This is a genomic window from Bacteroidota bacterium (assembly GCA_016711505.1).
Taxonomy (GTDB): Bacteria; Bacteroidota; Bacteroidia; order AKYH767-A; family 2013-40CM-41-45; genus JADKIH01.
Map to the genome: position 1 here is coordinate 138,474 of JADJSV010000009.1, position 26,368 is coordinate 164,841.

Here is a 26,368-nt window from a genome sequence, read left to right on the forward strand (position 1 = left end):
TCGTTTTTTCTGGTGGTTAAATTTTTATTCTGATGCAAATGTAAATTAAAAAAATCAAATGTCAAGTAAAATAAATAATTATTTGTTTTTGTAGTTCGTAAAATTCTGTTTTCTATTGTATCCATTATCTGCCAGTAAAAATTGCTTCTATATCCCATTCCATATGCAATTTCCCTTTCCAAAAATCAGGAATTTTTAGTTTATTTTAATACCTTAGTTCAAAATATTTACAAAGTAATCAACTCTCGCATTTCTCATTAAATGAAAAGCACTATTGATCAACCGTGGATAGAAACGGGATACTCTTTATTTTCCAGGGATGGCCTATCAGGATTAAAAATAGACCTGATAGCAAAAAAAATTGGTATCAGTCGCTCGTCTTTTTATCACCATTTTGCAGACATGGAAATTTTTCAGGAGAAGTTACTTGAATATCATTTAACAAGAGCCCAAAGGGCATCGGAAAGAGTTAAAGCTTGCAAAACAATGGACCCGGAATTTTTACATGCCATGGTTGAAGAAAAAGAATATATATTATTTAATCGTCATCTCCGTAATAACAGACAAATTCCGGATTATAAAACAAGTTTTGAAACTGCAATCGGAATGATGACATTACCGGTCATGCCATTATGGATAGAAATGCTTGGCTTACATCACAAACCCGATGTCGCCTTTAAATGTTAATGATGACAGCAGATATACTTTTTCATCGTATGACTGAAGAAAATATGAATTACGAATGGCTTAAATCCTTTTTAGATGAAATGAAAATATTTTTTAAAAAAAGTGGACGGGATAAAGCTATAAAGTTCTTTTAATCAGCCTGACACTGGGAGTAATTGCATTTTCACTTAAAATAATTGCATTTTTGCAGGATAATTAATGCGATAAAAAATGGCAAATTTCGCCCCGGGGCTATTTGAATAATAAATGCTCCAACTGATTTGATTAATCCGATAAATTTTATTTTTAAGTTCTTTGACGCCCTGCAAGGTAACCCCGCATTTTTCCCCTCTTGCAAGACTATCCACGCCAGCCGTAAGCATTATTAAATAAACAAAGGACTTTATTTTAAGCGACATTCGTAACCGCTTAAATGCGGGTTCTTTTTTGAATGAGGAATGGTATTGGTTAGTAAAAAAATTGTCTTTGAAGAATGGAAATTTGGAGTATGTTTGAAGCAGGAAATTAAAGTTTGAAAAAATGAATATTTTATCCTTAACTGTGAAAACTTTACACTTCCCATCATTGGACAGTAGTGTCTAAACATTAATTCAATGTATAATTACATTCGCACTTAAATTAAAATTCAAAAAAATGAAAATATTCTACACCCTCATCAGATTTCAAAAATTTGCGGTAATAATGTTGGCCTTAATCGTCCATATAAATTCAAATTATTTATCAGCGCAGTATATTGTAAACGATATAATTTATTCCACAAACAGTGTAACTAATGATGGAAAAGTTTCAGGTTACGAAACGCAAGGTGGAAACTGGTCGATTTGGCTTCCGGATTCTGCAAATGCAATTGTCAATATTGGCGGAGTTGCCCCGGGCTTAGGTGTTGGCGGGCAAGCACGTTTTTCAGAAAATGGTAATTTTATATGTGGTACAAGTATGGGCAATGGCGGCGCAGAGATTTCATTATATGATCGCTCACTTGATACATGGACAGCACTTGGAAGTTTAGGATTTTCAGTTGACAGCACAAAAGGTGGTGGCTATGGTATATCGGGAGATGGAAACGTAGTTGTCGGAAATTCGTGGGCTGACACAACCGGTGGTCTTGCATACACTCATGCAGTAGCGCATAACAACATTGAAGGTCTGATGGATCTTGGAACTTTATTTTTCGGCAGAAGCACTCGTGCAAATGCAACAAACTATGATGGCAGTGTAGTAGTTGGGTGGCAGGATTTTAATGGTCCATGGAAATCTGCGGTATGGAGAAAAAATCCTGCCGGTGGATATTTCCCCAACGAATATATTTTAATTGACACTGCAGGAAATCCTAATGACGAATATAATCAGATCGGAGAATGCAGTGCCGTTTCAGCAGATGGAAACTGGATCGGTGGTTACGGTGATTTCGCAAACAATAACGAACCATGGATCTGGAGCAGGGATTCAGGCGTTATCAATTTAGGAACTTTTCCGGGATTAGGAAATGGATATGTATCAGGAATTTCTGCCGACGGATCAATTGTGGTGGGTTGGTTTGACGGATTTTTCTTTGGTGATCCACGAACTCCATTTATCTGGACACATGAAAACGGACTTCAGGAATTTAATACGTACATAAGAAATGAATTAGGAGATTCAACATATACGCATCAGGTTTACACTGCTGAAAGTATTTCTCCAAATGGATTATACGTTGCAGGCTATGGAGTCGACACATCCACTTTTTTGTATTTCGCATACAGAGTAACACTTAATGGGACAACAGGAATATCTTCAACAACATCAGAAACAATTGAAATGTACCCTAACCCTACTTCAGGTTTTACAACAATTGAGAATAAAGGTCAGGCTACACTTACTGTTTCCGACATCAGAGGGCGAGTTGTAATAAAAACAGAAATCAATGGAAAATATTCACTTGATCTCACTGAATATAACTCAGGAATTTATTTTGTAACAATTTTATCGAGTGACAAAATGCGTACAAGTAAAATAATAAAAAACTAGTTAGGCGGTATTCGAATTACGAATCCCGATTACAATTTTACATATGGCGGGTAAACCATGCCAAGGTGACTGCGTTGCCTTGGCATTTTTTATTTCACAATTCACCAGATCTTTAAAATCAAATTCGTAATGTTTTGTCAGCTTTTTTAAATTACTATAAGTCATTTTTTTGCTCTATAAAATTCTTTGGCATATTATTTTAAAGTGTGGTTACTCAAATATTATTATAATTAGAACCAGGGTATGCAACCCTCTATATATTTGTAATGAAAAAGGTTAAAAAATCAAATAGAAACTCTTTCATTTACAGCAATAGTCTGATCATTGTATTTGCTCTTCTTTTTGCTATTTTCCAGATTGGTCAGATTATTATGGGTCATAAAGAGTATAATGACTTTCTGACTACACACCACCAGCCATCTATATCAATTTATCATTATTTGTTTTCGGGACATTTCATTCAGAGCACCTTTGAAAATTGGGAAAGTGAATTCTTTCAAATGGGATTGTTTGTTGTCTTCACTATTTTCCTGAGACAAAAAGGTTCCTCAGAATCCAAAGAAATCGGCAAAGAGGATGAAAGTGACAAAGAACCACAAAGTCACAAAGATGCACCATGGCCGGTTTTAAAAGGCGGATGGATTCTATCAATTTACAAATACTCTCTTTCTATTGCATTATTTCTATTGTTCATTTTAAGTTTTATTGCTCATTGGTATGGCAGCCTCAAAGATCAGAATATGAAAAATACTCTGGAATTAAAACCTCAGGTAAGTGCTATCGAATATATAAAAGATTCCAGATTTTGGTTCGAATCCTTCCAGAACTGGCAAAGTGAATTTCTCTCAGTTATGGTTCTTGTTTTCCTAAGTATTTACTTAAGGCAAATTGGCTCACCGCAATCAAAAGCAGTAGATTCTTCTCATGATGAATATAAATAAGAAGAATATGACTTAAAATATTTTTTAAAATTTTTTTTATACTCCAGGGATTTCCAATATGAAAGGCATACAATTTAAGTATATCTAATTATAACATCTAAAAAAACAGAAAATGAAAAATTCAGTTTCTCAAACAAAAAACAGAAAAGGCAAAGCAACTTCAAAGAAGGGAAGCAGCGCAAATCAGTCTTCAAAATCAGAAGGAATGGAATCTTCAAAACTGATGAAGTTATTTGAAGATGAATTGAAAGACATTTATTGGGCTGAAAAGGCATTAACTAAAGCCATTCCAAAGATGATCAAAAAAGCCACATCGGAAGAATTAATTGAAGCACTGGAAAATCATTTACAGGAGACAGAAGAACAAGTAAGCAGATGCGAAGAAATATTCGGCATCATTGGAAAAAAAGCTGTTGCAAAAAAATGTGAAGCAATGGACGGTCTTATAAAAGAAGCAGAAGAGATCATGAAAGATACAGATGAAGGATCTATGCGCGACGCCGGAATCATTTCAGCTGGTCAGAAAGTTGAACACTATGAGATAGCGTCTTATGGAACTCTTCGTCAGTTTGCCGAAACACTCGGACTGACTGATGCAGTAGAATTATTTGAAATGACTCTGGAAGAAGAAAAAGGTGCAGACGAAACTCTGACGGAAGTAGCTCTTTCTGCAGTTAATATTCAGGCAGCTGAGGAAGAAGAGGAAGAGGAAGTTGAATCCAAATAATTAAACTAATTTGATACCAGCTATTTTTCATGAAATGGCTGGTATCATTTATATTAATATTATGAATAGAGATCAGGGCAATTTATCAAAACAGCATATAAGTGTCTGGCATGATACTAACAATGACAACTCTTTGTTATATTCAAAACTGACGGAAAATTTAACAACTGATGTAGTAATTGTTGGCGGTGGTATAGCAGGAGTAACTATTGCATATAATTTATCAAGACAAAACTTAAATGTCGTTCTTGTAGAAGCAGGTAGTATTGGAAGCGGAGAAACCGGCAAGACTACTGCTCATTTGGTCACTGCACTTGATGACAGGTACTATGAACTGGAAAGAATTTATGGAAAAGAAAAAACAAAATTGATTCATGCCAGCCACAAAGAAGCTATTGATTTTATTGAAGATACGATAAGATCAGAAAGCATTGATTGCGATTTCTTAAGGTTAAATGGTTACCTTTTTCAGCATCCAACTGATGATGACAATTCATTAGAGAAAGAATTTAATGCTTGTAAAAATGCGGGGCTTGAAGTTGAACTTAAAAAAGGGATTCCCGGGACTGAATTTATTTTAAAGCCTTGTCTTGAATTTAAAGACCAGGCGCAGTTTCATCCGTTAAAATATATTAGCGGTCTAAGTAAGGCAATTCAAAGAAATGGAGGTAAATTTTTTACTGATACTCATGCCAGAGAGATTTCTGAAGAAGGAATTATCACTGACGGTGATTTTAAAGTAAACGCCAAACACGTTGTTGTCGCAACTAATACACCGGTAAACAATAAAGTTGTAATGCATCTCAAACAATATGCATATCGTACTTATGTTATCGGTGCTTTAATTGAAAAAAACTATTTACCTAATGCCTTGTGGTGGGATACAGGAAATTTTGACCTTAATAGCGATCTCGCTCCATATCATTATATCCGACTTCAAAAATACAATGAAGATTTTGACCTATTGATTTGCGGTGGAGAAGATCATCCTACAGGTCTGCCGGATGCCGATGGTAAAGGGATTTCAGAATCAAACAGGTATGATCTGCTTGAAAAATGGTGTCGCACATTCTTCCCGATAAAAAATATTATTTACCGATGGTCAGGACAAGTTATGGAACCAATGGACTGTCTTGCATACATAGGACACAATCCTATGGATAGTAAAAACATTTATATAGTTACCGGAGATTCCGGAAATGGAATGACCCATGGAACAATCAGCGGTCTACTTATCCCGGATCTAATTCTAGGCAGAGAAAATAAATACGAAGATATTTATTCTCCATCGCGATTTAAGATCTTTAAAAAGGATCAGTTTTTTTAAAGAAGTTGCAGGAGGGTTTGTAGCTTATCTGAAAAACAAACCTGATCATCCGGAAAATGAAAATGTTTATGAAATCAAAACCGGCGAAGCTAAAGTTGTAGAAATAGATAAAAAGAAATATGGCGTTTTTGTTGATGAAAAAAATGAACTGCACTTTGTTTCTGCAGAGTGCACACATTTAAAATGCATTGTAAACTGGAATTCTGATGAAAAAAGTTGGGATTGTCCCTGCCATGGAAGCAGGTTTGATCATTTAGGTAATGTGTTAAACGGTCCTGCTAATTCTCCTTTGAAATATTACAGTGAAGATGAAATAATCCGTGATTAAGAAAAGTCACTGTTTTTTTATAGTCTTCTTCCAGTAATTTTTCAGAAATCCTTTTTTGCCATACACCGGATCCTTCTGAGGAATGGATAAAGTACGAATTTTTGTTATTGCTTTTTTATATTCTGCAGGAGTTCCTGTATTAGTATCATAATCCTTTCCTTCCGGATAAGCACCAATACATATAAAATTTTTTGAGGCTTTAAGACATTTATGCCCGACACCGGCCGGCAAAATCAGGATATCTCCGGCAGTGACTTCTACTCTTTTACCTCCGGGACCACCAAGAATAAGAAATGCCGATCCCATGCTTATTCCTAAGCATTCATGAGTATTACTATGATAGTGATGAAAATTATATATTCCATTTTTCCAGGTGTTACTCCAGTTGTTGGTTAAAAATATTTTCTGAAGTAATTCCGATGATCTGTTTTTTTGTTTCGGGAGATTTACCGCACTTCTATAAATTAATACAGGTAGCCTGTTATTGGGAAAATTCTTATTTCGCTTGAGTGAAATTATTAAAATATCCGGTATTTTATTGATCCGTTCTTTCATGCAGCAGATTTTACTATCTGTGAGATAAATGAAAATAAAAATGCGCAGGATCTTTTTTTAATTTCCAATGGAGAGCCGCGGAATTGCTTTTTCTTTCTTGTAAGTTTATTCTTGTACAGAACTGAATAGTATACTGTACCAACAGGTTTATTTCTGTTTTCAGAGCCTCCTTCTGAGGCAAGGCCTGTAATGGAAGCGTGAACATCTGCTTTGATTAATAATTTAAGTTTGCGCACAAGCTTGTCAGTTATTACCTGAGATTCTGCAGTATGCTTTTTTATCAGAGTTTCAGAAAGGCCCATCAGATTTGTTTTTACAGATTTATCATTACATATAATTGCTCCTTTGAAGATGTCAGATGTAGAACTTATACTTCCAATTTTATGTGATAAATATCCGCAACTCATGCTTTCAGCAAATGCAATAGAAAGCCCTCTCGCTTTCATCATTCTTGCAAAATTTTGTTCGGGTCTCATATATGAAGATATGGTTCATTCAATACCTGAAATTCTGTGCCATTTATACAGGTAGATACACAAAAAATTTAGCCCCTTTACCCACTACGCTGGAGGCATAAATAAATCCATTATGATTTTCTACTATTCTCTTACAAAGTGCCAGGCCAATACCTGTCCCTGAATATTCATTTCTCCCATGTAATCTCTGAAACAAAGAAAAAATCAATTCGCTATACTTTTCTTCAAAACCAATTCCATTATCTTCAAAAACAATTCTATAATACTTCGCGTTGGGAGGATTTTTAATTGACTCAGAAATTTCTGTTCCCATTACCACACTTGACGAAATTCTGATAACAGGATCGACTTCGCCAAATTTCAAAGAATTGCTAATCAGGTTAGAAAACAATTGGCCAATCTGAATCTGATTACAGAATATTACCGGCAAAGAATCGCTGATAATAACAGCATTTCTCTCAGTTATTAAAAGTTCAAAATCTTGTTTTACATCATTAAGGACTTTATTAAGATCCACTATCTTCATGTCATTTTTTCATCATGATTTTTCGAAAGCCGGCTGTAATTCAATAATGATTTGATCAGATCTGACATGCGCTGTGCAGAAAATTCAAGTTTTTCAAAATACTTATTTACAAATTCCCTGTCATCGTAATTTTCCTGAATTAATTCTGCAAAAGTCTGAATTTTTCTAAGTGGTTCCTGCAGGTCATGTGATGCCACGTACGCAAATTGTTCGAGGTCTCTGTTTTGAATTTCTAGTTCCGTTAAATAAGCAGCTAACTTCTCTTCTGCAATCTTTTGCTGTGTAAGATCTCTTGTTACCTTGGAAAAACCAATTACTTCATTTTCCTTATTATGAAGTGCAGTGATAACAATTGTTCCCCAGAATCGTGTACCGTCTTTGCGTACCCGCCATCCTTCCTGAACGGCTTTACCATGTTCTTTGGCATAATTTAAAAGTCTATCAGGCATCTTCGAATTTAAATCTTCAGGAGTATAAAACAATTCGAATTTTTTTCCGATTACTTCATCACTTCTATATCCTTTTATTCTTTCAGCACCGGCATTCCAATTCTGAATAATTCCATTAATGTCGAGCAAAATTATTGCATAGTCCTGCACCTCCGCTATCATTTGATGATAGCGTTCTTCGCTGTCACGCAAGCTATCTTCCCAAATTTTTCTATCGGTCAGATCTCTTGTAACTTTACAAAAGCCAATTACTATTTTTTCTCCCGAATGAATTGCAGTTATTGTTATACTTCCCCAGAATTTTGAACCATCCTTTCGCTTACGCCAACCTTCATGAATTGCTCTTCCTGCACTTCTGGCCTGTTCAATTAATTTATCCGGAAGTTTATTCCTGATATCTTCATCAAAGTAAAATGTACTAAAATGTTTTCCAACAATTTCCTCTTCAGAATAATACTTAATTTTCTGTGCACCCAGATTCCAATTCCGGACTATACCATTTGTATCCAGCAAAATAATCGCATAATCCTGAATTTCCTCTATCATTCTCTGATAAAGATTATCGCCATCTATTGAATCGCTCCAATTATTATTACTCATTGATTGTGTTCATAAAAGACTATTTAGAAATTTTAAGCAGTTGTAAAAATCTGGTTAAGCTTGTTTACCAACTCTGCGGTCTTAACCGGCTTAATTATAAAATCATTTGCCCCTAATTCAAGTGCTTCCGAAGATGTTGATCCTCCCGAAGTAGTCGAATACATAAATATTTTTGTTTTCTCCAGCCGCTTAATTTTTTTCAACTCTTTCAAACTTGCAATACCATTCATCTTAGGCATGTTCACATCCAGAAAAATAAATTCCGGAGTGTATTCAATTTTCGATAACAAATATGAAATTGCTTCAACACCACTATCCAGTATCTTACAATTAATATTTTTACCTGTTTTCTTGATACAAATTAGAAAAATGTCCTGATCATCTTTGTCGTCGTCTACAAGCAGACATTGTGTGGATTCAATCATAAGTTTTATAAAAAATTAGCTTTCCATTTTTCAGATCTTGCAAAGGTAAATTTTCTCTATAAACTATTGAAAATAACATGCCTCAGATCTTAAACCGGCACTTTGACTCGTAATTAAAATGTCACTTAACAAATTGTTTAAACAAATGTCTGATTTAATTAAACGCTTTGATAAATGAATTACAAGTTTTTTGGCACAGGATTTTAAAAAAGATTTCATCCAATAATACATCAATACAGAAAATTCTTGTCCGGGATTCACACGAATTTGTTCCACTAAAATCAGAATTACTCAAAAAACATGGCAAAAACACCAACTTCAAAAAGCAAGGAAAATAAAAAAAACTCATCCGTAAATAAAAAAACAGATGATCTGAAAAAAAACACTATTTCTTCTGACGATCAGTTTCTGACAACAAATCAGGGAGTAAGGATCAATGACAATCAGAATTCTTTAAAGGCAGGTGAACGTGGTCCTACCTTACTTGAAGATTTTATTTTTCGTGAGAAGATAACACATTTTGACCATGAAAGAATTCCTGAGCGGATAGTGCATGCCCGTGGCTCAGCGGCACATGGAGTTTTTCAGGTATATAAATCGATGAGTAAATATACCAAGGCAGGTTTTCTGACAGATACCGAAAGACAAACTCCTGTCTTTGTTCGTTTCAGTACAGTTGCAGGATCCCGGGGCAGTACAGATCTGGCTCGCGATGTACGGGGCTTTGCTGTAAAATTTTATACTGAAGAAGGCAACTTCGATTTAGTGGGGAATAATATGCCCGTATTTTTTATTCAGGACGCAATTAAATTTCCTGATCTGGTGCATGCAGTTAAACCAGAACCACATAATGAAATTCCACAAGCGGCATCGGCTCATGATACATTCTGGGATTTTATTTCATTACTACCGGAATCTTCTCATATGATCATGTGGTTAATGAGTGATAGAGCTATACCGAGAAGTTATAGAATGATGGAAGGCTTTGGTGTTCATACATTCCGTTTCATCAATGCTAAAGGGAGTTCAACTTTTGTAAAATTTCATTGGAAACCTATTTTAGGAGTTCACTCACTAGCCTGGGATGAAGCTCAGAACCTTTCAGGAAAAGATCCTGACTTTCACAGAAGAGATTTATGGGAAGCAATTGAATCCGGTGCCTTTCCGGAATGGGAACTAGGAGTGCAGCTGGTAGCTGAAGAAGACGAACACAAATTTGAGTTTGATCTTCTTGATCCGACAAAATTAATTCCTGAAGAATTAGTTCCCGTGATACGAATTGGAAAAATGACTTTGAATAGAAATCCTGATAATTTCTTTGCAGAAACAGAACAGGTAGCCTATCATGTCGGACACATTGTTCCGGGAATAGATTTTACAAATGATCCATTGATGCAAGGCAGATTATTTTCATATACTGATACACAATTGAAACGATTAGGAGGACCAAATTTTCACGAGATCCCAATCAACCGCCCTGTTTCACCTGTACACAACAATCAGCGCGATGGCCATATGCGTCAAACGATTAATAAGGGACAAAGTAGCTATGAACCAAATACCACTGCAGGTGGATGTCCGTATCAGGCATCTATGAAAGACGGAGGTTTCTTCTTTTAACGAGAGGATCGATGCTCATAAAATCAGGGAACGTAGTGATAGTTTCAAAGATCACTTCAGCCAGGCAACCTTGTTTTTTAATAGTCAGAGTGAACACGAAAAAGATCATCTCATTAATGCACTTCGTTTTGAATTAGGGAAAGTTGAAAATCCGGATATACGTGTCAGAATGCTAGGAATTTTATCGATGATTGATAAAGGTCTGGCGAATAAAGTTGCTGAAGGACTTGGTCTGAAAGTTCCAAATGATATCGGATTAGTCAATCAAAGTATTCCGGCAGATGCCGATCCTAAGTCTTATCAACCAATTAAGAAAAGAGTTCGATAAATATTTCTGAAGCGCTAAGTATGGCGAACACTCCTAAAGATTCTATTGCCACTAGAAAAATAGCAGTATTAATTGCAGATGGCGTGAATGCAAATTCATTAAATAAAATGAAAAAAGCATTGGAAGATGCAGGAGCAAAGCAGAAACAGTTGCACCACATCTTGGAAAAATTAAATCAGATTCAGGACAAGATATTGTCGCAGACAGAAGTTTACTAACTACTCCTTCTGTTGTATATGATGCAGTGTATGTTCCGGTGGTAAAAAAGTATTGGTGAGTTAAAAATAATGCTGATGCAATTCATTTCTTAAATGAAGCATTTAAGCATTGCAAAGCAATTGCTGTGGATAGAGATGCTACTGAAATTTTAGACAATACTTATTTTGCAAAAAAGTTACCTGATCCGGGAGTAATTACAGGAACAAAATCTGAAGCATCAGCAAAGGATTTCATTTCAGCCATTGCTCAACATCGCTTTTGGGAAAGAGAAAAAGCAAGAAAGGTTCCTGCATAGTTTCTTTAAAACAAATTAAAAACATAACAGTAATGGACAAAGATAAATATGTTCTGATCACAGGTGGAACGATGGGTATCGGGTATGAACTTGCAAGATGTTTTGCCGAGGAAAATTATAATCTTGTATTGGTTGCAAGATCCAAAAAGGATTTGCAAAACAGAAAAAAGGAATTTGAAAATAATTTCGGAATCAAGGTTCTGACAATTTCAACGGACCTTTTTAATCCGGAGAATGCAACAAAGGTCTATCGAGAAATAAAGACAAATAAAATCAATGTAGAAATATTGGTGAATAATGCGGGACAAGGTGTGTATGGAGAATTTTCCGATACAGATATTAAAAGAGAAATATCGATTATAAATTTAAATATTTCCAGTCTTGTAATTCTCACAAAATTATTTGTAAAAGAGATGAAGAAAAAAGGAAGTGGAAAAATTCTCAACGTTTCGTCAATTGCAAGTAAAAGTCCGGGGCCTTTCCAATCAGTGTATCATGCAACAAAAGCATTCGTTCAGTCATTCACTGAAGCAATCAGGGATGAATTGAAAGATAGCGGTATAACCATTACAGCTTTATTACCCGGTGCAACCGATACCGATTTTTTCAATAAAGCTGATATGACACGTTCAAAAGTTGTAGTCGAAGGTAAACTTGCTGATCCGGCTAAAGTAGCAGAAGATGGTTTTCTGGCATTGATGAGTGGTGATGATAAAGTTGTTTCCGGAATTGCAAATAAAGTAAATGTCCTAATGTCTAATCTAATGCCGGAAAGCACTGTTGCAAGAATGGTGCATAAACAACAGGAACCTGTAACAAAAAATAAAATTAAATCACCACAGAAAAAAATGCCAGATAAAAAACCGATTGATAAAAAAATCAGCTTTAAAAATTAAAAAAAATCAGCTGAAGAAGTAATTTGATTAAATAAAGCAAAGAAAAATAAGATACATGAAAGCAGCAGTTGTTCACCCGGGTGGTAAAATTCAATTTGAAACAGTTAAAGACCCGATTATAGAAAAACAAAGTGACATAATTCTAAAAGTAACTTCTACAGCAATCTGTGGAAGTGACCTCCATATATACAGTGGTGCCCTTCCTCAGGCACGGCCATTAGTAATGGGACATGAATTTATGGGAATAGTAGAGGAAACTGGAAGTATAGTAACAAAACTGAAAAAAGGTGATCGGGTGATTGTTCCATTTCCGATCGCATGTGGACAGTGTTTTTTTTGTGACCATCAGTTGCCGGGACATTGTGAAAATAGTAATCCCGAACACTACGGTCCTGAAGGTGGACTGCTAACTCAGAAAGGCGGCGCACTATTCGGCTATACGGATTTATATGGAGGTTACGATGGTGGACAAGCACAATATGTAAGAGTGCCATATGCAGATTTTGGTCCCAGTTAGTTCCGGAAAATTTGACAGACGAACAAGTGCTATTCTTGACTGACATATTCCCAACAGGTTATAGTGGTGTAGATTGGGCTGAAGTTAAAGGAGGAGAAACTGTTTTGATTTACGGTGCAGGTCCTGTTGGAATTATGGCTGCTAAAAGTGCATGGCTTCGGGGAGCAGGGAGAGTTATAAATGTTGACACTGTTCAGTATCGTCTTAATAAAGCAAAAGCTGCTGCAAATTCAGAAACTATTTTATGGGAAGGAAGTGGAAAAAATGTAATTGATTTTATAAGATCAATTACCGGTAATCGTGGTGCAGATGTTTGTATTGAAGCAGTAGGTTTTGAACCGGACAGAAATGTAATTGACCGGGTCAAATCTACTATCAATCTTGAGAAAGGTTCTGTAAAAGTCCTTGAAGCTTGTATGAGTGCTGTTCGTCGCGGTGGAGTTGTATCGGTTCTTGGAGTTTATCCGACAACATACGACAATTTTCCAATCGGTCAGTTTTTTGATAAGGGAATTATCCTTAAAGGCGGTCAGGCTCCTGCACATAAGCACATAGATAAATTAATGAATTATGTGATTGGAAGGAAGGTGAAGTTAGACGATATCATAACTCACAGACTTCCTCTATCAAAGGTCGAACATGCTTACAGTATTTTCAAGAACAAAGAAGAAGGTTGTGTGAAAGTGATTCTTGATCCGTGGGCTTGATCTGCTTTCAATTTAATCACACAAAAAGTACCAGACAATAATATCAAATTAGTTTGAACGTCTATTTTTTACTAAAAAGAAAATTTATATAAACTTGAGTGAATTAGCGCAGATACTTCGAGCCTGAATCAAAAGTAATATTCATTACTTGTTAGTTCCGTAACTGATAGACAAGAATGGAATGTCTTCTATCAATGGCTGATTTGTAAAACTATAACCGGCATTTATATAGATTTGGTCGGTAATGTAAAAATACATTTCCATTGTTCCTGTAAAAATAGTTGGGCTGGCTGGCACTCCTTTCCTGGTTGAATAATATGTTCCATATATACTTTTATCCAGCACTTGAAGTATAGAACCTAGAAAACGGAACGACAGATTTCCTACCATATTTTTCTTTAAATCCAATTTATCTCCGGATTTGTAATTTGAATTATGGCCAACTAGAGGTATTAGATATCTTAAATCGAGTTGATGACTGAAGAATAGGCACAAGAAAACTAGTTCCTTTCCTACGGTTTGCGATATCAATTGCTTTTGCCCCAAATCGGAAATCAAGTTGTGCTCCCCCGAACTTCGCGGTTTTCAATGTCTCCATTATTGGCAAAATATCCGACTTTGGACATCGAAAAATTAATCAGACCGCCCAATTGACGTATTAAATCTCCTCTCAAATATTGTTCACTGTCAGCTTCAGCATTTGCAACTGCAGGAACAAATTAAATAAATAAAAATCCCAAAAGCCTTTTCCAATCAGCGCAGAAAATCTATATGAGTTTAATGTTACTTTCGGGGTTGCTGATGCGCTACCGAGTCCTGTTCCCAAGCTAAACTGACTGAATGCTGCAGGCGGTTTCGGTTCAGTAGCCGAGGTTGTATCTACTGACTGGCCATTCATATTCAAATAGAATAAACATGTTGCAATAATTAATTGAAATGATTTCATACTTTTTGCATTATTTACATTTTAAACTCAACAATTTTTTGAATGGAGAAGGATAAATCAAGACCTACAGACTCGATAAATAACTTTATTTCATTTATAGATTCTTCTTAATAAGACTGAGGGAAATTAATAAATAAATGAATAATACAATCTATTCTACAATTATTTTCTTAATTCCATTTCCGGCAAATGATCTATAAGTGACGTAAAAATTACCTTGACTATCCTTAGTTACTCCGTGTGGTTCTAACGTTCCGATTGTAAACTGGTAGGCTGTAGAAACTAATCCAGCAGGTGTGATCTTCCTGATTGCCCCATTATTTTTATCGGCAATATAAATATCCGATTTGCTATCTATAAATATTCCCTGTGGATCATTAAATGCTGAAGATGTTCCTTGACCATTAGTAAAACCCGGTGTAAGACTACCTGCAAAAGTTGTAACTACTCCGGAAGGGGTTATTTTTCTGATCAAATTATTTTCAGAATCCGTTATGTAAACATTTCCTGATGCGTCCGTAGCGATACCATTTGGACTTAAGAAAGTTGCTGAACTATCTTGTCCATCAGCGTTGCCGGGAACACCTGTGGCTCCGGCAAAATGTGAAATAGCAAATCCCGATCCGATTCGTATTATTTTGGATATGTTATATAATCCAGGATTTGTTACGTAAGCAGTTCCGCTATTGTCTCTGGTAAATGCTATACCACCATTTACCGGATTAAGGTCATTACTTGAAAACCAATTGGAAACATTTCCGACAGGATTTATAGTTCTTATTGCAGAACCATTTTCAGCAACAAAAATAGAATTGCTATTATCAACATAAATAAAGGAAGGATCGTTAAAACTTGCATTAGTTCCTGTTCCATTTGAATTTCCCGGTGAAAATGCGCAACCTGCAAGCATACATGGTGAATAACCATCATTCTTATCTAGTTTGAAAATACAATTCAAACCAAAATCGCTAAAATAAACATTTTCAGACGCATCAAGGGCAATGCCTCTTGGTTCTATATAATTCATGGTAAAACAGTCAGGAGTACTTCCACAGGGAGGTACGGAATGAACATCACCGATTTCAACTACAGTATATCGATATATATATGTAAACAGTGGTGAAGTTCCGAAGTGTGTTAGCTCCGCATCAAGATCAACAGTAACTGCTCCACTACCACATCCCTTAGGGACTTTCACAATTATCTGATTTTGGTTTCCACTGACGATTGAATCTGCGTCAACGAGAACTCCATTTATTTTTATAATGTTTGACTGTGGATCGGAAGAAAAATTAATTCCAGTTATCGTCAGATTTTCATATGCATGCGCCTGTGCCGGACTAATTGCAGTTACGGATGGACAATTAGGACAATCATCAGAATCAGAATCATCTTTCTTGCATGAGCTGATCAACTATAAAAAACATACATGCAAATAATATAAACCCATCCCTTATCTTATTTCGTTTCATTTCAAACTTGTTTATTAATATTGTATTCGATTTATAATTTGTTAATCTATCTAAATTTTGAGAGTATAATTTATTTTTTCAACTATAATTTTTTTCACCCCGCTGTTACCGGATGTGAATGTTACATAAAAATTTCCCTCACTATCCTGCGTAATTCCATTTGGCTTTGGACTATTCATTCCTAAGGTAAATTGATAAACCGTTGAAACAAATCCTGAAGGAGTTAATTTTCGGATCGAACTATTTTCATGATCTGCGACATAAATATTATTATTTCGATCGATGAACAATCCTAACGGCCTGTTAAAAGAAGCGAGATTACCTTGTCCATTTGAAGAACCCGGCAAAGTACTTCCTGCCAATGTGCTGACAACACCTGCGGGGCTGATTTTCTTATCAGATTGTTTTTTGTGTCAGATACAAATACATTTTCCTATGTTGTCGACCACAATTCCTGTCGGGCTATAAAAACTTGCAGTAGTATCAGGTCCATCGGCATAACCGGAATCATTTAATGAACCGGCGAATTGGGTATGTGAAAAGATACCGCCAGAATGATTTATCTTCCAAATAGAATGTGATGAAGGATTTGTAACATAAGCAATTTCTGAATTATTCTGAAGAAAAGCAATTGCCCCTCCTGCCATATTTAAATCATTATTACTATACCAAGGTGCTACCGTGCCAAAAGATGTTACTGTCCTGATGGCCGTCCCATTTTCCGGAACAAACATTGTCCCATCACTGTTTATTGCTATGAATGAAGGTGAGTCCATAGACGCTTGGGTTCCCGAACCGTTAGTGCTTCCCTGTCCACAACCTGCTACCAGGCAAGGATCATAACTACTGTTCTTCTCCAGTTGAAAGATTTGATGTAATCCGGCATCTGAAAAAAACACATTCTCATTTTGGTCAAGAACAATTCCCATTGATCTTTGAAATCCACTTGACGGACAACTACTGGATCCTGAAGCGCAGGGCATAACACTTAATCCTGTTCCTCCAATATCAATTGCAGTATATCTGAATAGATAATTAAACTGAGGTGGAGATCCAAAATTTGTAAGTTCTGCATCTAAATCTACTGTTACACTTCCGCTGCCACAACGTTTTGGAACTTTCACTATCAATTGCGTTTCACTTCCACTTAAAATAGAATCAGGGTTAACCTGAACACCATTGATCTTTACAATATTTGATTGCAGATCGGAAGAAAAATTTGTTCCTGTAATTGTCAGTATGTCATAACCGTAAGCTTGGGTCGGGCTAATCGAAATAACTGAAGGACAATTTGGACATTCTTCATCCGTTTCCTTTTTCTTACAGGAATTTAGAAAAACCAATAACGCTAATGAATACAAAAGTACTAGTGTATATTTTGCTCTCGTTGCTTTCATTTTCGTGATTTAATTCAATATAATTTTTTTTACGCCATTTAAAGAATCAGAAGTATAGGTCAGATAAAAATTTCCTTGCCTGTCTTGCACCACACTATTTGGTTTAACATCAGACATAGAATTCGAAAATTGATAGACTGTGGTTACCATACCTGAAGTAGTTACTTTTCTGATGGCCCCGTTAGTTTTGTCAGCTACAAATATTTCATCTTGTTCATTTATAAATAAACCGCAAGGACCGTTAAATGCTGCTGCGGCACCTTGTCCGTTAATAAAACCGCTGTTAAATCTTCCTGCAATTGTTGTGACATAACCTCCTGGAGTAATTTTTCTTATTGTATTATTAATCATATCGGACACATAAATATTTCCCACACGATCCACAACCATTCCTGTTGGTGTACCAAAGGTTGACAAACTATCGGGTCCGTCACTATTTCCTGGGTCACCAGTGCCTGCAAATGGAACAACGACATAAGTATTACCTATTCGACTAATTTTCATTATTTTAGGGAATCCTGTTTTGCAAGCATAAAGTATATTTGGATTATATCTGTCAAATGCGAGACCTCTTAATCCCGATAAAGAATTGTTCATTACAAAATTTCCTACTGTACCATTTGGAGAAATGGACCGTATAGTATTCCCGTATTCAGAAGCAAATAAATTATTATTGTTATCTATTGTAAAAAAGTACGGACTCTCAAATGAAGCTGAGGTTCCATTTCCATTTGCATGTCCTTGAGTACCTCCACAGCCGGCAAACATACATGGATTATAATTATCACTTGCATCAAGCTTGTAAATGCAATTTGCGTAAGTATCCGAAAAATAAACATTCTCCGATTGATCAAGTCCAATGCCATTTGGATATAGATAAATTCCCACCACACATGCAGACCCTGCACCGCAAGGAAGAATGTTGTTTCCTGTTCCGCCTATGTCAATAACAGAATAGGTATACAAATAAGTAAACTCAGGCGGAGTTCCAAAATTTGTGAGTTCTCGCATCCACGTCGACTGTAACTTTTCCGCTTCCACAGAGTCTAGGCACTTTCACAATCAATTCCGAAGTGCTTCCGCTCCAATATTGAATCAGGTCAATCTGAAATACCGTTAATTTTACAATATTAGATTGTGGATCCGAAGAAAAATTATTTCCTGTAATAGTCAATTGATCAAAACCGTGAGCACTCGTAGGACTGATCGCCGTTACTGTTGGACAATTAGGACATTCGTCATCTGTGTCCTTTTTTTTGCAAGAATTTAAAAATATTCCTGCAATAACTAATAATAATAAAAAAAATTTAGAATCTGCTCTTAATAGTCTCATTTTTATTTTTAGATTTTATACTAATTCAGAATTATTTTTTTAACTCCGCATTACTATTCGATTTATAAGTAACATAAAAATTTCCTTGTTTATCTTTTATTACTCCGGTCGGTTTTACATCTGACAAAGTACCTGTAAACTGATACACCGTCGTTACAATACCTGTAGTTGTCACTTTTCTGATTGCACTGTTAATCCTGTCTGCAACGAAAATATCTTCATTCTCATCTATAAATAATCCTCGAGGAAAATTAAATGCTGCTTCATCTCCAGTGCCATTAGCGAATCCCGCAACAGTTGATCCTGCCAAGGTTGTCACCATTCCGGCTGAGGTTATCTTTCTAATGGTATTATTGGCAGCATCTGCAACATAAATATTTCCTGAACGATCTGTTACAAGACCTTCCGGTTGGTAAAAACTTGCAGAGTTACCTTGACCGTTCGCATGACCTATGTTTCCATATGAGCCTGCAAAAAATGTAATATCAAAATTATTTCCAACTTTAAGTATTTTCCAAATCCCGCGACTTAGAAGATCACTAGCATATGATATATCAGGATTACTTTTATCAAATGTAAATGCAGTCAGTGTTTGAAAACTGGGATTTGTACACCAACGGCTAGATTGACCATTTGGACTTACACTTCGAATACTATCAGTTGCTTCAGGAACATACAATGTATTATTAATATCTAAAGTAAAAAAGTACGGCCTATTAAACCGACTTGATGTACCATTCGAATATATCCGACCTTGTGTATCAGCACACCCGGCAAACATACATGGGCTATAATTATTTCCTGCATCGAGCTTATAAATACAAAACTCGTCCGAGAAAAAAACATTTCCTGACTGGTCCATTCCTATACCAAATGGATATGAGTACCCAGTCGAATTACAGACAGGAGTATTACCACATGGCTGAACATTTACGCCTGAGCCTCCAATGTCAATGACTGAATAAAAATAATCATAAATAAAATTGAGGAGCAGTTCCATAATGAGTAAGTTCCGCATCAAGGTCAACTGATACCGGACCACTGCCACATAGTCTGGGAATTTTTACAAACAACTCCGTTTTGCTTCCACTTAAAATAGAATCCGGTGAATTACTATTCCATTTATTTTAACAATATTTGAATGAAAGTCATCAGCGAAATTACTACCGACAATTTTTATTGTATCCAGTCCTTTTGCATGATTAGGAAAAATGCCGGTTACAGATGGGCAATTAGGGCAATCATCAGCATTGTCCTTTTTATCACAAGAAACTAAAACAATACTATAAAACAATACTATTAAAACGGACAAGTTAAGTTTAGTAAATTTTAATTTCATATAAATTTTATTAATATTTTAAACTTCATTTTATAATTTTTGCAATACAGCACTCATATACTTAATAACGTGTTATCCCTTTCTTTCAATTATTAATGAAATTTTTCCATCAAATCTCTCTATGAATTTTACTATTTATTCGAATTGAATCTTTCTGATACAATGATTACCTGAATCTAAAACAAATAAAATATTTCTATTATTATCATATGCTAAACCTAACGAGTTATTGAATCTAACCTGTTGCGGATCCTGACTTTCCACATACCCAGGATCATCGCTTGAACCCATGAAATTAATTGTTTTTCCGGTAGAAATATCGATTTGTCTAATGGAATGTTTAAATGCATCTATGAAATAAAGGTAACCGTCGCCATATACAAGTTGGTCGGGAATGGAAACTTGAACAGGGAATGGACTGTTTACACTTCCCGATACCCCGTTTCCAACTACAGTTCCAACTGTGCCACTATTTAATAGTTTTCTGATATAATAAATATCTGATATATAAATATTTTTAGTTTCATCCATCGCAAGTTTAGATGGATATTGAAATAGAGCAAGATCAGCAAGACCATCCAAATAACCTACAGCTGCCTGCCCCGCAATTGTTGAAACCATTCCTTGTGGTGTAATTTTACGAATGAACGCGTTAGAAGATCCATCCGGATCACATACATACAAATTATTTTCCTGGTCAGATATAATTCCAAGCGGCGCATAGAACTTTGCAGAATTTGATAAACCATCTACATGCCCAGAAGATGAAACGTCACCTGCTACTAGTATTGGAGAAATACTTTGAAGAGCAATTGGTAACTCTAAAAATTGCATGTTGCCAACATGTAAATAATTCGCCTCCTGCATTGATTCCCAGATTATTTAATGTGAATCCCAAAGGAACTTCAAATGTAGATGCTGTCAATCCATCAGGGTTTATTTTCCGGATTTTATTATCTTCACAAGTATAGAGTACATTTGTACTTTGATCAATTACAAGTTCACGAGTATTGGAAAACTGAACAGGGTTATCTTGTGAAACTGTAGCGGTAGGAGAACCAGCAAATAATGAAATTGTAACTCTTTTCAAGTATTTAAAAATTATATTTTCAGATGAAAAAAGTTCACTGTCATAAAAAACTTTCACCACTCCTGTGCCACATGCTTTAGGAACACGTGCTCTTACCTCTGTATCCGAAACGACTTCTATGCTATCAGAATCTACTACAACACCATTAAATGAAACTGTAATTGGTCCTTCATCTGTTTTTTGGAGATTTGACCCTTGAATTGAAATCCAATCTTGATGATATCCTTCCTCGGGTAAAATTTTTGAAATCTTAGGACAATTAGGACAATCAGTATCATCCTCGTCTTTTTTACATGAAGAATTTATCAGCACGATTAATGTGATAATAAATATAATTTTGTTCGCTGAAGTATATCGAAAGTTCATTAGTTAGTCTGAAGGAGTTTAATTTATTAGAGTGTTGTTTTCTTGTTTATTCCTAACAATGATTATTGAAGAAATCCTTGTATTAATTAATTGCCTGGTGCTTCACATCCTGTAGGTCCAAATTGAAAATGAAAGTGATTAACATGAGCAGCTCTAACGCCACCTTCAGGAGTATCAGGATGTAACACCATTCCACCTTTTAATGGAACACCGGAATCCATATACCTAGCTGCAATTTCTTCATCACTCAATTCATTGTCCTGGTGTCCTGGCAAAATAGAACATTGAAATAAAGACCAGTTATATGCATCTCTGAAAAAGGAATAGGGCAAACCATCAGACTCTTCAAGTCTGTATGTAATTTGTCCATCAACAAATTTTTCAGGATGTTTATTTCCCCAGTCATTGTTCACTCGAATTACTCTCTCTCCATTCTGATCTTTACAACAATTCCGGAAAAATCAATGCCCTCCCTGTATTGTGGCAATCTAAAGGATTCGTTCCACCTTGACCTATACCGGCAGTATGAAGTTCTACGATTTCACAATTGTTAGCTGGACCCCAAGTTACTTGTAGCCAAGAAGTAAATTTATACAAGAACAACAGCATCCTTGCATCAACATTATGTATAGCTGATGCAGAAAGTTCGTTTTGAAATGCAGCAATATCAGTTGCATCATGAATATTAAAATAATCATTGCCATAATGATGGGCAACACTCATTTTAATAAGTTTAATCAGAATTCCGTTAATAATATTATCAGCTAAGTTGATTGTTTTATAAACAGACTTGCCATTTTTTACAGAAAGATTTGCGGAATTATCAATAAAATCGCCTACAACAAATGGAGGATTCTCGAATCCTGCTAAATAGTTTACTACATCTACCACCTGAGTATATGAAAGATCGCGTGTTCGAGAAGCATCACTGATGTAAGTTGCGTATTTCGAAACCCCACTTGATTCGCTATAGTTATTTACTATGTCCTGCGACCGAGTTATTGTAGAAGATATTATAAGCAAAAAAGTTAGGCCAAATTTCATTTGACTAATTTTGCTTATATAAAACATATAATCTATCATTCTCACCATCTTTAGCTTTCCATAAAGTCTGATCCATAAATCCTAATTTTTCCATTGCAGCCATAAGATCAGTAAATGTCATAGAGCCCGAAACTCCCTTCTCAGGTGGCCAAGGATCAAGATAGTGTACAATTGTTCCATCTGCAGTTCCATCACCTTTCATTCCTTTTACTAAAATTGCATGTGCACCGCCACCACCATTCTCCATTATAAAAACCACAGGACCGCCAACACTGGTTAATAGATCAGCGAAACCTTGTACTCCGTAACATTGAGGATAATCAAACGACAAACCAAGCAACTCTCCTACATCTTTTGTGTCCTTAGGATAAAGGCCAGATGAAATATCCACTTTAGGCAATGCTTCGCTAACATCTTTCTTAATGGATTCTACCGTTACAGATGTTTTAGTACTGTAACTTAAAACCATAGCTGATGATGCAGCCCAACAAGTATTATTATCAATCTGAGGGGTGAGATAAACTTCATAATCAATATCTATATTCTGAGAATTGACGTGATTATTAATTAAAATAAAGCCGAGTAAAAATAGAACTTTTTTCATAGTGTGGTTTTTTGTGTGTTATTGTTTAAGAGTGATCATAAAATGCAATTTATTAATTAAATTAATAATATTAATAAATTATAATAATTAATATTATTAATTTAATTCCAAATCTATTAAAATACCTGTTTAATGTTGTTAAAAACCAAATAAATCACTTTCTTGGAAGAGCATCTACATATAGAAGATTTCCTTTAGCAGCCTTTCGACCGCTTTCTATATTAGAATTATCATTCAACAACCAGTTTATTTCGTATTCGTAAGCCGGACTATTCTTGAGTTGTGCAAAGTCAATTTCAGTAGCAAGCATATCTTTGGAAGGTACCAAAGTAACTTGTTTCACCTGCTCCTGCCCTCCAAGACTATAAAAAATTCTGACATCAATCACTCTGACATCCTGTTCAGCAAGTCGTGCAGAATCCGCTTCAATTTTAACTGATCTGCGAATTAAAGGCGGAGTAAGCGTAATTGCTGCTTGAGTAGTAGGTGTCCATGCACTATCTATTGTACCCCCACCAAAAAAAGCTCCATTGAATCTTATATTCATAATCAAGCCATTTTTACGGTCTGCATCACCCGGCATCCAGCCGTACATAACACGGAAATTATTTCCCATTGTATTAAAGTTCACTCTGTCAACTCTTATATCGTCAGTAGTAATATCTCCTTTGGGATGTTTCTTCCGGATTGCAAGTGTTACATAATTAATATACTGCTCGAAATCTTTAGTATCGCCATCCACAAAAGTTGTGATTTCACGCTGAACATATAATGGGTCCCATAAATTAATTTCACGGAAACATTCAGCACAGTCTATCTTACCAATATTTCCGGAAAAAACTTCCGGAAGAGAGGTTGTAAAATAATGTTTTGCACTTGCAGTATATTTACCTTGGTGCTTAATACTTTTTGTCTGGTAGACCGCAGAAACTTTTATTGATTTTAATAAATTTAGTCCCAACCCTACGGGAGTCATACTGAGTTGCCGCTGTTGTAGCTGCTCTAATACAGCTGATGTTACAGCTCCGGCAGTTTCTCCGGCAACTTGTGCAGTAGAATTGCCTGATGAATTGGAATTCTGCGAGCTGTTACGTGGCTGCGTTTGAGTTGCTCCGGAAGAAGACGAGGAAGCAGTTTGTGTCGTTCCCGACTGAGCAGAATTTTGTGAAGTCGAACTTTGAGAATTTGATGACGCTGGCTGCAGAACAGGTGGCGGATTTTGCGGATCAGGTTTTTCAGGTGAAGTTTGCGTACCAGGTGATGTAGATGATGGAGATACGGAACGCGGATTTAGAGGATCCGGTTTACCTGCTGACTCTTGTGTATTTGATGATGACGATGTCGCAGAAGGAGTAGTATTTTGCGGATCGGGTTTATCTGAGGAAGATGTAGAAGCAGGAGCAGAAGAGTCTGGCCAAGGGTCTTGTGGACGATCTCTTTCTTTTGTAATCGTCGTAGAACTTTTTGAAGGATCTGAAGCTAATTTTGAAATGGGGGAATTTGCAGTTCCCTGCTGAGCGCTATTTCCCTCTTTAGCAGGTAACGAATTTGATGTAGTTGATGTACTATTTTTTTCAGAAACATTTTCCTTTTTAACAGGCTGAGAAGAAGAGGGCGGTAATGCCACCTCCTGAAGGCTTAGGGATATCCTTTGGTTTTGAAACAGAAGCGGGTTGATTCCCGCCTGAATTCTGCGCACCACTATTGCGTTCTTCTCGAGCAGGAGTAGACGCTCTTGATGGTTCAGGTTTATCTGATAAACTCTTAGAAGCATAGTCAAAAAGTGCATTGCTATTCTTATTCACATCATCCAGCATACTTTTTCCACCTGCATAAGACGGCTTTGAGAGTGCATCCCATTTTGCTCCTTGCTCACTACCAAAGGATGTAAAGCACATATCAATTAATTTGTTTTCAATTGTAGACATAACCTTTTCCATTGCCTGATCCTCGCCGATCATCGTCACTCTGATTGCTCCCGATTCTTTCAATTCTTGAGTTGTCTTATTGATCTCAGCAGAAAATATTGGCATTCCAAAAGCACCTTGAAATGTTTCGTGATTATATATCTTTGAAAAATCCATTTCAATTGAGAATTCAACCGGACTTTGATAACCGGCAATTATCATGTCCAGAGTAATTGAAACAGGCGGAGTTGGCATCTTCATCATCTCCCATAAAATTTTTGCATTCTTTTTATCAAGGATCATTGAAACAGCAATATTGTCGCCTTCAAGTATTGGAGCTTTTCCTACACCTAAGACATTTACTTTCTGCTGTTCTTCAGGCATGAAAGAAACCAGACTTACCGTACCACTGCGATAAATTACCGGTCCCATAATTTTTGCTTCCGGATTTAAACGCTTTGCAACACTTTCCGCCTTTCGTTTTTCAGCATCACTTACATGAAGGCCAACCAGAAAGTGAACTATACCTCCACCATCAGCTTGAATTTCTGATTTGTTCTGATTCGTTTCACTGAGTTTGTTTTCTACAAATCGAAGAAATGAAAACCTTGGTTTACCTTCAGGATCTAAAGCAATACTTATTTTGTTTGGCAGATAATAGTATTCATTTGACTCTCCTTTAATAGAAAAAGAACGGAATAATTTCAGATCACCTGCATCTACAGGTTTATCAAGTAAGATTCTTTGGGAAAACTCTTTTCCTTTATCTTGTGCGCTTCCTCTCTCCAAATCAATAATCAATAATAAAAGCAGAAGTGTAAACGCGAATAGACGTATTGTATATTTTTTCATCTTACTTTTATTTTTTCATTACATCCTTTACAACACCAAATAATTCCTGAAACCCATCTAATACTTTATCAGAAGTAACTGTTCCATCAGGAGAAGGAGAAATAATTGTTTTAGCCGCTTCCTTTGCTTTTTGAAATGCACTGGATGACTTATCTCTAAATTGTTCCGGAATTGTGGCATAAACATAATCATCATTAATTTTTGCATCCCAATCTGTGGCAAGTTTTCCTTCTTCTTTATGATTGTAAATGATTCTATAAGCATATCCAGAAGTATTTCTATCCATGAAAATCATTTGAGTTGCTTCTGGTTCTCCTTTTGCTATGGAAATTGGCAAATTAGCTTCGAGTTCCTTCCCAAATTTCATATATCGTACTTGAAGTGT

General features: G+C 35.9%; 29 protein-coding genes and 3 pseudogenes. 10 read left to right on the plus strand and 22 right to left on the minus strand.

Features of this window, described 5'->3' with window-relative positions; genetic code table 11:
* Positions 1-261: 261 nt before the first annotated feature.
* From IPL24_11600 to IPL24_11620, 5 genes and pseudogenes are all read left to right on the plus strand, one after another.
* Entirely contained in the window at positions 262-687 is a 426-nt protein-coding gene (locus IPL24_11600; protein MBK8364289.1) for a helix-turn-helix transcriptional regulator, read from the plus strand.
* Between the two features lie 633 nt (positions 688-1,320).
* Positions 1,321-2,697 carry a T9SS type A sorting domain-containing protein gene (locus IPL24_11605; protein MBK8364290.1) on the plus strand — a complete coding sequence of 459 codons (1,377 nt, stop codon included), beginning with the start codon at positions 1,321-1,323 and terminating at the stop codon, positions 2,695-2,697.
* 266 nt (positions 2,698-2,963) lie between these two features.
* Positions 2,964-3,638: a hypothetical protein gene (locus IPL24_11610; GenBank protein MBK8364291.1), complete on the plus strand. Its 675-nt coding sequence runs from the start codon at positions 2,964-2,966 to the stop codon at positions 3,636-3,638.
* Positions 3,639-3,750: 112 nt separating this feature from the next.
* Complete coding sequence (locus IPL24_11615) at positions 3,751-4,365, plus strand: ferritin-like domain-containing protein (protein MBK8364292.1); 615 nt, start codon at positions 3,751-3,753, stop codon at positions 4,363-4,365.
* A gap of 61 nt (positions 4,366-4,426) precedes the next feature.
* Positions 4,427-6,020 (plus strand): annotated as a pseudogene (locus tag IPL24_11620) (FAD-dependent oxidoreductase).
* Between the two features lie 6 nt (positions 6,021-6,026).
* Here the strand turns inward: IPL24_11620 and IPL24_11625 are convergent.
* Genes IPL24_11625 through IPL24_11645 form a run of 5 tightly spaced genes read right to left on the minus strand, consistent with a single transcriptional unit; the run spans position 6,027 to position 9,051 of the window.
* Positions 6,027-6,545: a hypothetical protein gene (locus tag IPL24_11625; GenBank protein MBK8364293.1), complete on the minus strand. Its 519-nt coding sequence runs from the start codon at positions 6,543-6,545 to the stop codon at positions 6,027-6,029.
* Positions 6,546-6,571: 26 nt separating this feature from the next.
* Complete coding sequence (locus tag IPL24_11630; protein MBK8364294.1) at positions 6,572-7,051, minus strand: nicotinamide-nucleotide amidohydrolase family protein; 480 nt, start codon at positions 7,049-7,051, stop codon at positions 6,572-6,574.
* Between the two features lie 43 nt (positions 7,052-7,094).
* The gene (locus tag IPL24_11635) at positions 7,095-7,568 is read right to left on the minus strand and encodes a hypothetical protein (GenBank protein ID MBK8364295.1); all 474 of its coding nucleotides are present in this window, start codon (positions 7,566-7,568) and stop codon (positions 7,095-7,097) included.
* A 5-nt stretch (positions 7,569-7,573) separates the two neighbouring features.
* Complete coding sequence (locus IPL24_11640) at positions 7,574-8,626, minus strand: PAS domain S-box protein (protein ID MBK8364296.1); 1,053 nt, start codon at positions 8,624-8,626, stop codon at positions 7,574-7,576.
* Between the two features lie 32 nt (positions 8,627-8,658).
* Complete coding sequence (locus IPL24_11645; GenBank protein MBK8364297.1) at positions 8,659-9,051, minus strand: response regulator; 393 nt, start codon at positions 9,049-9,051, stop codon at positions 8,659-8,661.
* 300 nt (positions 9,052-9,351) lie between these two features.
* Between IPL24_11645 and IPL24_11650 the strand changes: the two are divergent.
* The 5 genes and pseudogenes from IPL24_11650 to IPL24_11670 all read left to right on the plus strand — a co-directional run bounded on the left by IPL24_11650 (position 9,352) and on the right by IPL24_11670 (position 13,633).
* Positions 9,352-10,999: pseudogene (locus IPL24_11650) on the plus strand (catalase).
* Positions 11,000-11,019: 20 nt separating this feature from the next.
* Complete coding sequence (locus IPL24_11655; GenBank protein MBK8364298.1) at positions 11,020-11,217, plus strand: hypothetical protein; 198 nt, start codon at positions 11,020-11,022, stop codon at positions 11,215-11,217.
* An 80-nt stretch (positions 11,218-11,297) separates the two neighbouring features.
* Positions 11,298-11,513 carry a hypothetical protein gene (locus IPL24_11660; protein MBK8364299.1) on the plus strand — a complete coding sequence of 72 codons (216 nt, stop codon included), beginning with the start codon at positions 11,298-11,300 and terminating at the stop codon, positions 11,511-11,513.
* A 32-nt stretch (positions 11,514-11,545) separates the two neighbouring features.
* Positions 11,546-12,409, plus strand: coding sequence for an SDR family oxidoreductase (locus tag IPL24_11665; GenBank protein MBK8364300.1), 864 nt, complete (start codon positions 11,546-11,548; stop codon positions 12,407-12,409).
* Positions 12,410-12,464: 55 nt separating this feature from the next.
* Positions 12,465-13,633 (plus strand): annotated as a pseudogene (locus IPL24_11670) (glutathione-dependent formaldehyde dehydrogenase).
* A 144-nt stretch (positions 13,634-13,777) separates the two neighbouring features.
* On the opposite strand, the gene IPL24_11675 reads toward IPL24_11670, so the two are convergent.
* The 17 genes from IPL24_11675 to IPL24_11755 form a co-directional block, all read right to left on the minus strand.
* Entirely contained in the window at positions 13,778-14,041 is a 264-nt protein-coding gene (locus tag IPL24_11675; GenBank protein ID MBK8364301.1) for a hypothetical protein, read from the minus strand.
* A gap of 262 nt (positions 14,042-14,303) precedes the next feature.
* On the minus strand, positions 14,304-14,579 hold the full coding sequence (locus IPL24_11680; protein ID MBK8364302.1) for a hypothetical protein: 276 nt from the start codon (positions 14,577-14,579) through the stop codon (positions 14,304-14,306).
* A 151-nt stretch (positions 14,580-14,730) separates the two neighbouring features.
* Positions 14,731-15,993 (minus strand): IPT/TIG domain-containing protein, encoded by a 1,263-nt coding sequence (locus IPL24_11685; GenBank protein ID MBK8364303.1) that lies wholly within the window; start codon positions 15,991-15,993, stop codon positions 14,731-14,733.
* Positions 15,994-16,101: 108 nt separating this feature from the next.
* Complete coding sequence (locus tag IPL24_11690; protein ID MBK8364304.1) at positions 16,102-16,413, minus strand: hypothetical protein; 312 nt, start codon at positions 16,411-16,413, stop codon at positions 16,102-16,104.
* 51 nt (positions 16,414-16,464) lie between these two features.
* Positions 16,465-17,448: an IPT/TIG domain-containing protein gene (locus tag IPL24_11695; protein MBK8364305.1), complete on the minus strand. Its 984-nt coding sequence runs from the start codon at positions 17,446-17,448 to the stop codon at positions 16,465-16,467.
* 9 nt (positions 17,449-17,457) lie between these two features.
* Positions 17,458-18,459: a hypothetical protein gene (locus tag IPL24_11700; protein MBK8364306.1), complete on the minus strand. Its 1,002-nt coding sequence runs from the start codon at positions 18,457-18,459 to the stop codon at positions 17,458-17,460.
* Positions 18,425-18,781, minus strand: a complete 357-nt coding sequence (locus IPL24_11705) for an IPT/TIG domain-containing protein (GenBank protein ID MBK8364307.1) — start codon at positions 18,779-18,781, stop codon at positions 18,425-18,427. The genes IPL24_11700 and IPL24_11705 overlap by 35 nt, the downstream gene beginning before the upstream one ends.
* A gap of 31 nt (positions 18,782-18,812) precedes the next feature.
* A complete protein-coding gene (locus tag IPL24_11710) occupies positions 18,813-19,781 on the minus strand; it encodes a hypothetical protein (GenBank protein ID MBK8364308.1) in 969 nt (322 codons plus the stop codon).
* A 90-nt stretch (positions 19,782-19,871) separates the two neighbouring features.
* Positions 19,872-20,120 carry an IPT/TIG domain-containing protein gene (locus IPL24_11715; GenBank protein MBK8364309.1) on the minus strand — a complete coding sequence of 83 codons (249 nt, stop codon included), beginning with the start codon at positions 20,118-20,120 and terminating at the stop codon, positions 19,872-19,874.
* Between the two features lie 135 nt (positions 20,121-20,255).
* Positions 20,256-20,954, minus strand: coding sequence for a hypothetical protein (locus IPL24_11720; GenBank protein ID MBK8364310.1), 699 nt, complete (start codon positions 20,952-20,954; stop codon positions 20,256-20,258).
* Positions 20,893-21,576, minus strand: a complete 684-nt coding sequence (locus IPL24_11725; GenBank protein ID MBK8364311.1) for a hypothetical protein — start codon at positions 21,574-21,576, stop codon at positions 20,893-20,895. Before IPL24_11725 ends, IPL24_11720 begins: the two co-directional genes overlap by 62 nt.
* 86 nt (positions 21,577-21,662) lie before the next feature.
* Positions 21,663-21,989, minus strand: a complete 327-nt coding sequence (locus tag IPL24_11730; GenBank protein MBK8364312.1) for a hypothetical protein — start codon at positions 21,987-21,989, stop codon at positions 21,663-21,665.
* 28 nt (positions 21,990-22,017) lie between these two features.
* Positions 22,018-22,620 (minus strand): hypothetical protein, encoded by a 603-nt coding sequence (locus tag IPL24_11735; GenBank protein MBK8364313.1) that lies wholly within the window; start codon positions 22,618-22,620, stop codon positions 22,018-22,020.
* A gap of 4 nt (positions 22,621-22,624) precedes the next feature.
* The gene (locus tag IPL24_11740) at positions 22,625-23,224 is read right to left on the minus strand and encodes a C39 family peptidase (protein ID MBK8364314.1); all 600 of its coding nucleotides are present in this window, start codon (positions 23,222-23,224) and stop codon (positions 22,625-22,627) included.
* Between the two features lie 154 nt (positions 23,225-23,378).
* Positions 23,379-24,851: a hypothetical protein gene (locus IPL24_11745; protein MBK8364315.1), complete on the minus strand. Its 1,473-nt coding sequence runs from the start codon at positions 24,849-24,851 to the stop codon at positions 23,379-23,381.
* Positions 24,817-25,983 carry a hypothetical protein gene (locus IPL24_11750; GenBank protein ID MBK8364316.1) on the minus strand — a complete coding sequence of 389 codons (1,167 nt, stop codon included), beginning with the start codon at positions 25,981-25,983 and terminating at the stop codon, positions 24,817-24,819. Before IPL24_11750 ends, IPL24_11745 begins: the two co-directional genes overlap by 35 nt.
* 7 nt (positions 25,984-25,990) lie before the next feature.
* A complete protein-coding gene (locus tag IPL24_11755; GenBank protein MBK8364317.1) occupies positions 25,991-26,350 on the minus strand; it encodes a hypothetical protein in 360 nt (119 codons plus the stop codon).
* Positions 26,351-26,368 lie beyond the last annotated feature (18 nt).

What these genes read in the sequence shown, in the direction of transcription:
- IPL24_11680 (MBK8364302.1), bottom strand. Translation starts at nt 14,579, where the DNA reads ATGAAATCATTTCAATTAATTATTGCAACATGTTTATTCTATTTGAAT.
- IPL24_11725 (MBK8364311.1), bottom strand. Translation starts at nt 21,576, where the DNA reads ATGAACTTTCGATATACTTCAGCGAACAAAATTATATTTATTATCACA.
- IPL24_11665 (MBK8364300.1), top strand. Translation starts at nt 11,546, where the DNA reads ATGGACAAAGATAAATATGTTCTGATCACAGGTGGAACGATGGGTATC.
- IPL24_11645 (MBK8364297.1), bottom strand. Translation starts at nt 9,051, where the DNA reads ATGATTGAATCCACACAATGTCTGCTTGTAGACGACGACAAAGATGAT.
- IPL24_11735 (MBK8364313.1), bottom strand. Translation starts at nt 22,620, where the DNA reads ATGAAATTTGGCCTAACTTTTTTGCTTATAATATCTTCTACAATAACT.
- IPL24_11710 (MBK8364308.1), bottom strand. Translation starts at nt 19,781, where the DNA reads ATGGAACTGCTCCTCAATTTTATTTATGATTATTTTTATTCAGTCATT.
- IPL24_11630 (MBK8364294.1), bottom strand. Translation starts at nt 7,051, where the DNA reads ATGAGACCCGAACAAAATTTTGCAAGAATGATGAAAGCGAGAGGGCTT.
- IPL24_11610 (MBK8364291.1), top strand. Translation starts at nt 2,964, where the DNA reads ATGAAAAAGGTTAAAAAATCAAATAGAAACTCTTTCATTTACAGCAAT.
- IPL24_11615 (MBK8364292.1), top strand. Translation starts at nt 3,751, where the DNA reads ATGAAAAATTCAGTTTCTCAAACAAAAAACAGAAAAGGCAAAGCAACT.
- IPL24_11715 (MBK8364309.1), bottom strand. Translation starts at nt 20,120, where the DNA reads ATGAAATTAAAATTTACTAAACTTAACTTGTCCGTTTTAATAGTATTG.
- IPL24_11750 (MBK8364316.1), bottom strand. Translation starts at nt 25,983, where the DNA reads ATGAAAAAATATACAATACGTCTATTCGCGTTTACACTTCTGCTTTTA.
- IPL24_11705 (MBK8364307.1), bottom strand. Translation starts at nt 18,781, where the DNA reads ATGAGACTATTAAGAGCAGATTCTAAATTTTTTTTATTATTATTAGTT.
- IPL24_11600 (MBK8364289.1), top strand. Translation starts at nt 262, where the DNA reads ATGAAAAGCACTATTGATCAACCGTGGATAGAAACGGGATACTCTTTA.
- IPL24_11700 (MBK8364306.1), bottom strand. Translation starts at nt 18,459, where the DNA reads ATGCGAGAACTCACAAATTTTGGAACTCCGCCTGAGTTTACTTATTTG.
- IPL24_11605 (MBK8364290.1), top strand. Translation starts at nt 1,321, where the DNA reads ATGAAAATATTCTACACCCTCATCAGATTTCAAAAATTTGCGGTAATA.
- IPL24_11720 (MBK8364310.1), bottom strand. Translation starts at nt 20,954, where the DNA reads ATGCAATTTTTAGAGTTACCAATTGCTCTTCAAAGTATTTCTCCAATA.
- IPL24_11740 (MBK8364314.1), bottom strand. Translation starts at nt 23,224, where the DNA reads ATGAAAAAAGTTCTATTTTTACTCGGCTTTATTTTAATTAATAATCAC.
- IPL24_11655 (MBK8364298.1), top strand. Translation starts at nt 11,020, where the DNA reads ATGGCGAACACTCCTAAAGATTCTATTGCCACTAGAAAAATAGCAGTA.
- IPL24_11695 (MBK8364305.1), bottom strand. Translation starts at nt 17,448, where the DNA reads ATGAAAGCAACGAGAGCAAAATATACACTAGTACTTTTGTATTCATTA.
- IPL24_11640 (MBK8364296.1), bottom strand. Translation starts at nt 8,626, where the DNA reads ATGAGTAATAATAATTGGAGCGATTCAATAGATGGCGATAATCTTTAT.
- IPL24_11755 (MBK8364317.1), bottom strand. Translation starts at nt 26,350, where the DNA reads ATGAAATTTGGGAAGGAACTCGAAGCTAATTTGCCAATTTCCATAGCA.